Below are 6,593 nucleotides of genomic sequence, written 5' to 3'. Positions count from 1 at the left end.
ACCGCCCGCCCCGCACGCCAGCCCCACAGCACGGCAAGACCGCACGAAAGGCCGCGGGCCGCCACCCGCACCCCGGGGGTCCCGCCCAGCGCCCTTTTTGCTGTCGTGGCCGCCGTCCGCTGCCTGCCCGCTGCCCGCTGCCCGCCGTCCGCTTGCCGCCGTCTGCCGCCTGCCGTCGCCCGCCGCCCCTGCCCGCGCTGCCTGCTGTCCGCTGCGCCCACCGCCTGCCCGCCGTCCGTCGCCTGCCGTCTGCCGCCGTCCGTCCTCTGCCGCCTGCGGCTAGTCGTTGGCTGGTCGCTGGTCGCTGGTCGCTCGTGGTGGCTGGTCGCCGGTTGCAGGGGTGAGGATGCCGCGCAAGGCCTTTGGGGGAGTCGGGTGGCGTGGTCTGGTCGGGGGTTTTCCGTAGATCTTGGACAGTTTCCGTTCTGCGTGAACTGCGTGAACGGAAACTGTCCAAGATCTACGTTGGCGACGTAGCGGAGTGACGTGATCGGCGCCGAGTGATCCGATCGACCGGCGGGTACGGACCCCTGAACGGGGGCCGTCGGAGGGATATGAGGCATGGCCGCAGTGGGGAACGGCGCGGATCGCGAACTGGAGTCGGAGCCGGGCCCTTCCGGTGTGGCCGCGCCACGACAGTGGTCCACCGGGCTCGCCTGTTGGTGGCTGCCGCCGCCGTCGTGTTGCTCCTGGGGGCGGCAGCGGTGGCCATGATCGTTGCCGATCCTGACCGCCTCGGCGTGATCTACTCCGGCCAATCCGACGGCGCGCGCCCTGACGCGCCACGCCACGCCGCGCGCCGGGCACGCCAGGTCACGCCGGGCATGCCAGGTCACGCCGGGCTGCGCCGGGCCGCGCCGGGCACGCCGGACCGCGCCGGGCACGCCGGACCGCGCCGGACCGCGCCGGACCGCGCCGGGCCAGGTCACGCCGGGCCGCGCCGGGCCACGCCAGGTCACGCCGGGCACGCCGGGCACGCCACGCCAGGCTGCCCCGGGCCAGGCCGTGCCAGGCCAGGGGCCGCGCCGCGCCAGGTCACGTCCGGCCGCGCCAAGGCCACGTGCTGGTGAAGCGTGGCAGCCCTGGCTGGAAGCGCGGCGGTCGCAGGCGGGTGTGAGCGTACAGTCGGGCGGTGGAGCGTACTGATTCGATGCTGGCGCAGACCCGACCGCCTGGCGTGGCCGACGTCGATCCGGGCAGTGTGTTGTTGCCCGGCCACGACGTGCCGTTGGGTAGGTACACCACGGTGCGGCGGCTGCTCCCGCAGCGCGCCCGCCGGATGGTTGGCGCATGGTGTTTCGTGGACCATTTTGGCCCGGACGATGTGGCGCAGCGGCCCGGTATGGAGGTGCCGCCGCACCCGCACACCGGGCTGCAGACGGTCACCTGGCTGCTCGACGGTGAGATCCTGCACCGGGACAGCCTCGGCAACGTGCAGCCGATCGTTCCTGGCCAGCTGAACGTGATGACCTCCGGGAACGGCATCGCCCACTCGGAGCGGTCACCGGCCACCCACCCGCCGGTGATGCACGGCGTGCAGCTGTGGGTGGCGCTGCCGGACCCGGCGCGGGCCGGAGCGGCCGGTTTCGCACACCACGCCGACCTGCCGCGCTGGCGGGACGGCGACCTGGACGTCACCCTGCTGGTCGGCGAGTTCGCCGGGGAACGGTCACCGGCGAGGGTGCACACCCCGCTGGTGGGGGTGCAGTTGGAGCTGTGCGGCGAGGCGCCGGCGACGATGTCGTTGCGGCCCGATTTCGAGTACGCCGTGCTGGCGATGTCCGGGTCCGCGGAGGCGGCCGGGGTCGGGTTCGAGCCGGGGGAGCTGCTCTATCTGGGCTCGGGCCGTCGGGAGCTGACCGTGCGGGGCGGGGCCGGGGCCCGGTTGCTGCTGCTGGGCGGTACGCCGTTCGAGGAGCCGTTGGTGATGTGGTGGAACTTCGTCGGCCGGTCGCACGAGGAGGTCGCCGCCGCCCGGGACGACTGGATGGCCGGCGATAGTCGCTTCGGTGTGGTCGCCGACGATCCGGCGCCGCCGCTGCCGGCGCCCGCGCTCCCCACGACCCGCCTCAAGGCCCGCGACCGCACCGGCGGCCTGCACGGCTGACGACACCGGTGCGCGCGGCCCGGTGTGTGGCAGTTGGCGGCGCGGGTAGTCGCCGATATGGCGACAAGTTTGATCACTCCGGTGGAGGACCGTAAGCGTCTGGCGCGCCGGCTCGCCGGTAGCGGGCGGGGCTTCGCCGAGCAGTACGGGTTCCGGGTGACCAACAACCCGGCGAGCCTGTTCCAGGTGCTCTACCTGTCGGTGCTGCTGGCCCGTCGTGGTGACTTCCGGCGGGCGTTGGACGGTGCACGGGCGTTGCGCGACGAGGGGTGGGACAGCGCCGCCCGGCTGGCTCGTTCGCTGCACGAGGATCGGGTACGGGTGCTGCGCGCCAGCGGCCAGCGTGGTGACGTGGACGCGGTCGCGGCCGTGCTGGGGGACCTGGCCCGGACGGTGGTCGAGCGGTACCGGGGCGATCTGCGCCGGTTGCGGGCGCTGGCGCACCACGACCCGGTCCGGGAGCGGGCCCTGCTCGCCGAGCTTCCGGGCGTGGACGATCAGGTCGTCGTCCTGTTTCTCCGCGAGGCGCAGGCGTTGTGGCGGGAGGTGGTTCCGGTCGCCGACCGGCGGGCGTTGGCCGCCGCGCGTCGGCTCGGGCTGGGCAGGTCGGCGGACGACCTGGCTGGCCTGGCCAGTGGCGAGTCGGAGCAGCTGGCCTGGTTGGTGGGTGCGTTGGCCCGGGTCGACCTGGAGCACCGGTACGCGGAGGTGACCGGTCGATCGTGACGTGCCCTGGCCCACACTTCCGCAAATTCTGACCAAACGGAGGATGTTCTGTCGTATGGTTGGACCCGGCAGTGCTGGCCGCTCGGTTCGGGCGGGCCTCCACTGCCTGGTGACCGCGACCGGTTCGGATGCGGTTCACCGCCTGGGCAGGCGTCGTGGCGCCCTGGGTCGCGGTTCGTGACCAGGGGCGCCCGCCTGTCCCGGCGCTTCGATCGGCCCACCCCGTGTCGCGCTCCGGGGGACCGGCAAGCCAGTGTCGTCATCGCGCCAGACCCGCCAGCAGGTTCACCGTCACGGCGATGATGAACGCGCCGAACAGGTACGACACCATCGAGTGGCGCAGCACCGTACGGCGCATCTCGTTGCTGGTGAGGTTGGTGTCGGAGACCTGGAACGTCGTCCCGATGGTGAACGCAACGTACGCGAAGTCGGAGTAGCACGGCGGCTCGTGCTGGTTGAAGTTCACCCCGCCGTCCGGACCCGTGTAGTAGATCCGGGCGTACCGGGCGGCGAAGACGGTGTGCACCACAAACCAGGAGAGCACCACGCTGAGCACTCCCACGCCGCTGTGCAGTTCCCTGGTCGTCCCGGGGGGCGCGTTCTGCGCGCTGGCCACGACCAACCCCACGGCCAGCAGGCTGGCCAGGCAGGCGACGAGCAGCAGGGCGTCCCGGATCGCCCGGTTCGGGTCCTCGTGGACGGCCAGCTGGGCGGTCCGCTCGGCGTCCATCGGCCAGATCTTGTGCCAGACCATGACGAGCCAGCTCAGCGCGCCGACGTCCCAGCCGACGAGCGCGGCGAGCGGCAGCGGCAGCAGCAGCGTGAAGACGCAGCCGGCGATGATGCCGACCACCGCCACCACGGCGAGCTGTGCCGCAGCCGGGAAACGCACATCAGCGGGTCGGGACGGGCCGGTACGGGTCATCCGCACCGCTCCTCGGTCCGGGGGGTGGACGGTTCGTGCCGGGTGGCGACGACGGGATCAGGCAGCGCCACCGCCGGGTCAGATGCCGCGCAGGTGCTGCGAGACCCGGTTGTGCTTCTTGTCCCGGGCCTGCTCGGCCCGCTGGGCGGGGCCCACCTCGGGCGCCGCCTCGATTCCGGCGGATCGGGCCACCTCGGTCCCGTTGGCGTAGTCGACCGGCGGCAGGGCGCGCAGCGCCTTCAGCACGTCCGGCGGCGCACCCTCCCGTTCGGCCTCGCGGACCACGTCGTCCTTCTCGGCCGGGTAGTCCAGGCTCGACAGGTACTGCAGGACGTCGGCGTAGCTCGCCATGGCGTGGGCTCCCTCGGGCATCGATGTGGTGACGACCGGCGGCGGTTACCCGCCCGTCGGCCGGTCACGCCCACCCGGCGAAGGAAACCCGGGGTCGTTTCTCCTCGGGCGCCGCGGGTACCCGCTGACGCCGACGCGAGCCCAAGGAGTACGCGATGAACTACGACACCTTCATCGACCAGGTTTCCCAGCGCACCGCCACGTCGTCCGAGCGGGCGGTGGAGCTGACCCGGGCCGTGTTGGAGACGTTCGCCGAGCGGTTGACCGGCGGCGAGGTTCTGGACCTGGCCGCCCAGATGCCCCAACCGCTGCAACTCGTGTTGAAGCCGAGCCCGAGCACCGAGCAGGCGGACCGGTTCGGCGCTGCGGAGTTCGTCGCCCGGGTCGCGTTGCGCGCCGGCGTGCAGGAGCCGGCCGCTCGGGACGCCAGTCGGGCGGTCTTCACCACCTTGCGGGAGGCGATCACCGGCGGTGAGTTCGATGACGTGGTGACTCAACTGCCGCGTGACTATCGGGGCCTGGTCGAGCCGGCGATGGCCCCGGGGGCCACGCTGCGCCGCGGCTGACGGCCCTCGTTCGGCCCACACACAGCGGTTTACCAGGGCAACCATCGATGTCCCGCTTGGCGTGGCCATTCAGCCTGGCCTAACCTGGTCGTGCGAGGGGAGTACTTCCCACGAACCATTCCGGTCAGTACGGCGCGCCCGGCGTGCCTCGGGTGGTTGCCCATCAGGTGGTGGGTGAAGGAGACCTCGAACATGACGGTGTTCGAGGAGACCCCACATGAGCGAGTCGTATCTGTCCGCCGCCAGTGACCTGTCGTCGGTGGGCACGCCCACGCTGTGGGCGGTCACCATCATCGGGGTCATCCTGCTGCTGGTGTTGGACTTCCTGGTCACGCGTCGCCCGCACGAGGTGTCCATGCGGGAGGCCATCGGCTGGTCGGCGTTCTACATAGCGCTGCCGCTGGCGTTCGGCGCCTGGATCTGGTCGCGTTTCGGCTCCCAGCAGGGCGTCGAGTACCTGACCGGTTACCTGGTGGAAAAGTCGCTCTCGGTCGACAACCTCTTCGTCTTCATGCTGCTGTTGGCGGCGTTCGCGGTGCCGGCGGTGCTCGCCCAGCGGGTGCTGCTCTACGGGATCGCCGGCGCGCTGGTGCTGCGGGCCGTCTTCATCGCCCTCGGCGCGGCCGCGTTGCAGACCCTCGACTTCGCCTTCCTGCTCTTCGCGATCATCCTGATCGCCACCGCGGTGAAGCTGCTGCGTGACGCCCTGTCCGGGCACCAGCAGGAGGTCGACATCAACAAGATGCGCTCGGTGCGGCTGCTGCGCAAGGTCATGCCGGTGGTCGACGACTACCACGGCACCAGGATGACCGTCCGGCAGGGCGCGAAGCGGGCTCTCACCCCGTTCGCCCTGGTCGTAGTCGCGGTGCTGGCCACCGACATCGTCTTCGCTGTCGACTCGGTGCCGGCGGTCTACGGGATCACCGAGGACCCGTACCTGGTCTTCGCCACCAACGCGTTCGCCCTGCTCGGCCTGCGGGCGCTCTACTTCGTCCTGCACGCGGCGTTGAGCCGGCTGGTGCACCTCAGCTACGGCCTGGCCATCATCCTGGCGTTCATCGGTCTCAAGTTGGGTCTGCACTGGGCGCACGGCATCTGGGACAGCGTGCCGCAGATCCCCACCCTGGCCTCGCTCGGCGTGATCATCGGTGTGCTGGTCGTCGTCACGGTGACCAGCCTGCGCGCCACCCGGGGCGGCAACCTGCCGCAGGACCGCGAGGTCGTCGCCGAACGGCACTGACCGCGCCGCGCCAGCCGACGAGGGGGTACGCGGGAAAGCTCCCGCCCCGGCCGGCGCGGGTGGTACGACTGTGCAATGGGAATCGTGTCACCGGGCTTTCAGGGTCGGCCCCGAACGCAGGAGCCGGCCCTGCCACCCGGTCAGTATCTGACCGAGGACTTTCCGGTGCTCTCGGCCGGCCCGACGCCCCGGGTGTCACTGGACACCTGGGAGTTCGTGATCTCCGCCGAGAACGGCAGCGAACACCGGTGGTCGTGGCAGGAGCTGATGGCGCTGCCGCAGGAGACGCCGATGGTGGACATCCACTGCGTCACCCGCTGGTCCAAGCTCGGCACCAACTGGCAGGGCGTCTCGCTGGACACGTTGCTCGCTGACGTCGACACGGGGGCGCACTTCGCGCTCGCGCACTCCTACGGCGGGTACACCACGAACCTGCCGCTGGACGATCTGCGCGGCGGTCAGGCCTGGGTGGTGCACACCTTCGACGGTGCCCCGCTGCCCGCCGAGCACGGCGGGCCGGCCCGACTGCTGGTGCCGCACCTGTACTTCTGGAAGTCCGCCAAGTGGGTGCGCGGCCTCCGCCTCAAGACGATGGACGAGCCGGGGTTCTGGGAGACCGCCGGCTACCACGACTACGGCGACCCGTGGCGCGAACAGCGGTACCAGGGTGACTGAGCG

The 6,593-nt window shown here is 71.5% G+C and carries 7 protein-coding genes; 5 read left to right on the top strand and 2 right to left on the bottom strand.

Features of this window, described 5'->3' with window-relative positions; genetic code table 11:
• The first annotated feature begins 1,132 nt into the window (after nt 1–1,132).
• Nucleotides 1,133–2,107 carry a pirin family protein gene (locus V6U86_RS31320; protein WP_334509722.1) on the top strand — a complete coding sequence of 325 codons (975 nt, stop codon included), beginning with the start codon at nt 1,133–1,135 and terminating at the stop codon, nt 2,105–2,107.
• Nucleotides 2,108–2,164: 57 nt separating this feature from the next.
• A complete protein-coding gene (locus V6U86_RS31315) occupies nt 2,165–2,833 on the top strand; it encodes a hypothetical protein (RefSeq protein WP_334509720.1) in 669 nt (222 codons plus the stop codon).
• A gap of 259 nt (nt 2,834–3,092) precedes the next feature.
• Here the strand turns inward: V6U86_RS31315 and V6U86_RS31310 are convergent, their stop codons facing one another.
• Nucleotides 3,093–3,758 carry a DUF1345 domain-containing protein gene (locus V6U86_RS31310; RefSeq protein ID WP_334509718.1) on the bottom strand — a complete coding sequence of 222 codons (666 nt, stop codon included), beginning with the start codon at nt 3,756–3,758 and terminating at the stop codon, nt 3,093–3,095.
• 78 nt (nt 3,759–3,836) lie between these two features.
• A complete protein-coding gene (locus V6U86_RS31305) occupies nt 3,837–4,109 on the bottom strand; it encodes a DUF2795 domain-containing protein (protein ID WP_030332551.1) in 273 nt (90 codons plus the stop codon).
• A gap of 155 nt (nt 4,110–4,264) precedes the next feature.
• Between V6U86_RS31305 and V6U86_RS31300 the strand changes: the two genes are divergently transcribed.
• From V6U86_RS31300 to V6U86_RS31290, 3 genes are all read left to right on the top strand, one after another.
• Nucleotides 4,265–4,675 carry a DUF2267 domain-containing protein gene (locus V6U86_RS31300; protein WP_334509716.1) on the top strand — a complete coding sequence of 137 codons (411 nt, stop codon included), beginning with the start codon at nt 4,265–4,267 and terminating at the stop codon, nt 4,673–4,675.
• 217 nt (nt 4,676–4,892) lie between these two features.
• Entirely contained in the window at nt 4,893–5,915 is a 1,023-nt protein-coding gene (locus V6U86_RS31295; RefSeq protein WP_334509714.1) for a TerC/Alx family metal homeostasis membrane protein, read from the top strand.
• Between the two features lie 75 nt (nt 5,916–5,990).
• On the top strand, nt 5,991–6,590 hold the full coding sequence (locus tag V6U86_RS31290) for a sulfite oxidase-like oxidoreductase (protein WP_091408112.1): 600 nt from the start codon (nt 5,991–5,993) through the stop codon (nt 6,588–6,590).
• The last annotated feature ends 3 nt before the right edge of the window (nt 6,591–6,593 follow it).

The sequence above is a fragment of the Micromonospora sp. CPCC 205558 genome (genome assembly GCF_036902955.1).
Taxonomy (GTDB): domain Bacteria; phylum Actinomycetota; class Actinomycetes; order Mycobacteriales; family Micromonosporaceae; genus Micromonospora.
This window is presented reverse-complemented; position numbering and strand designations above follow the sequence as displayed.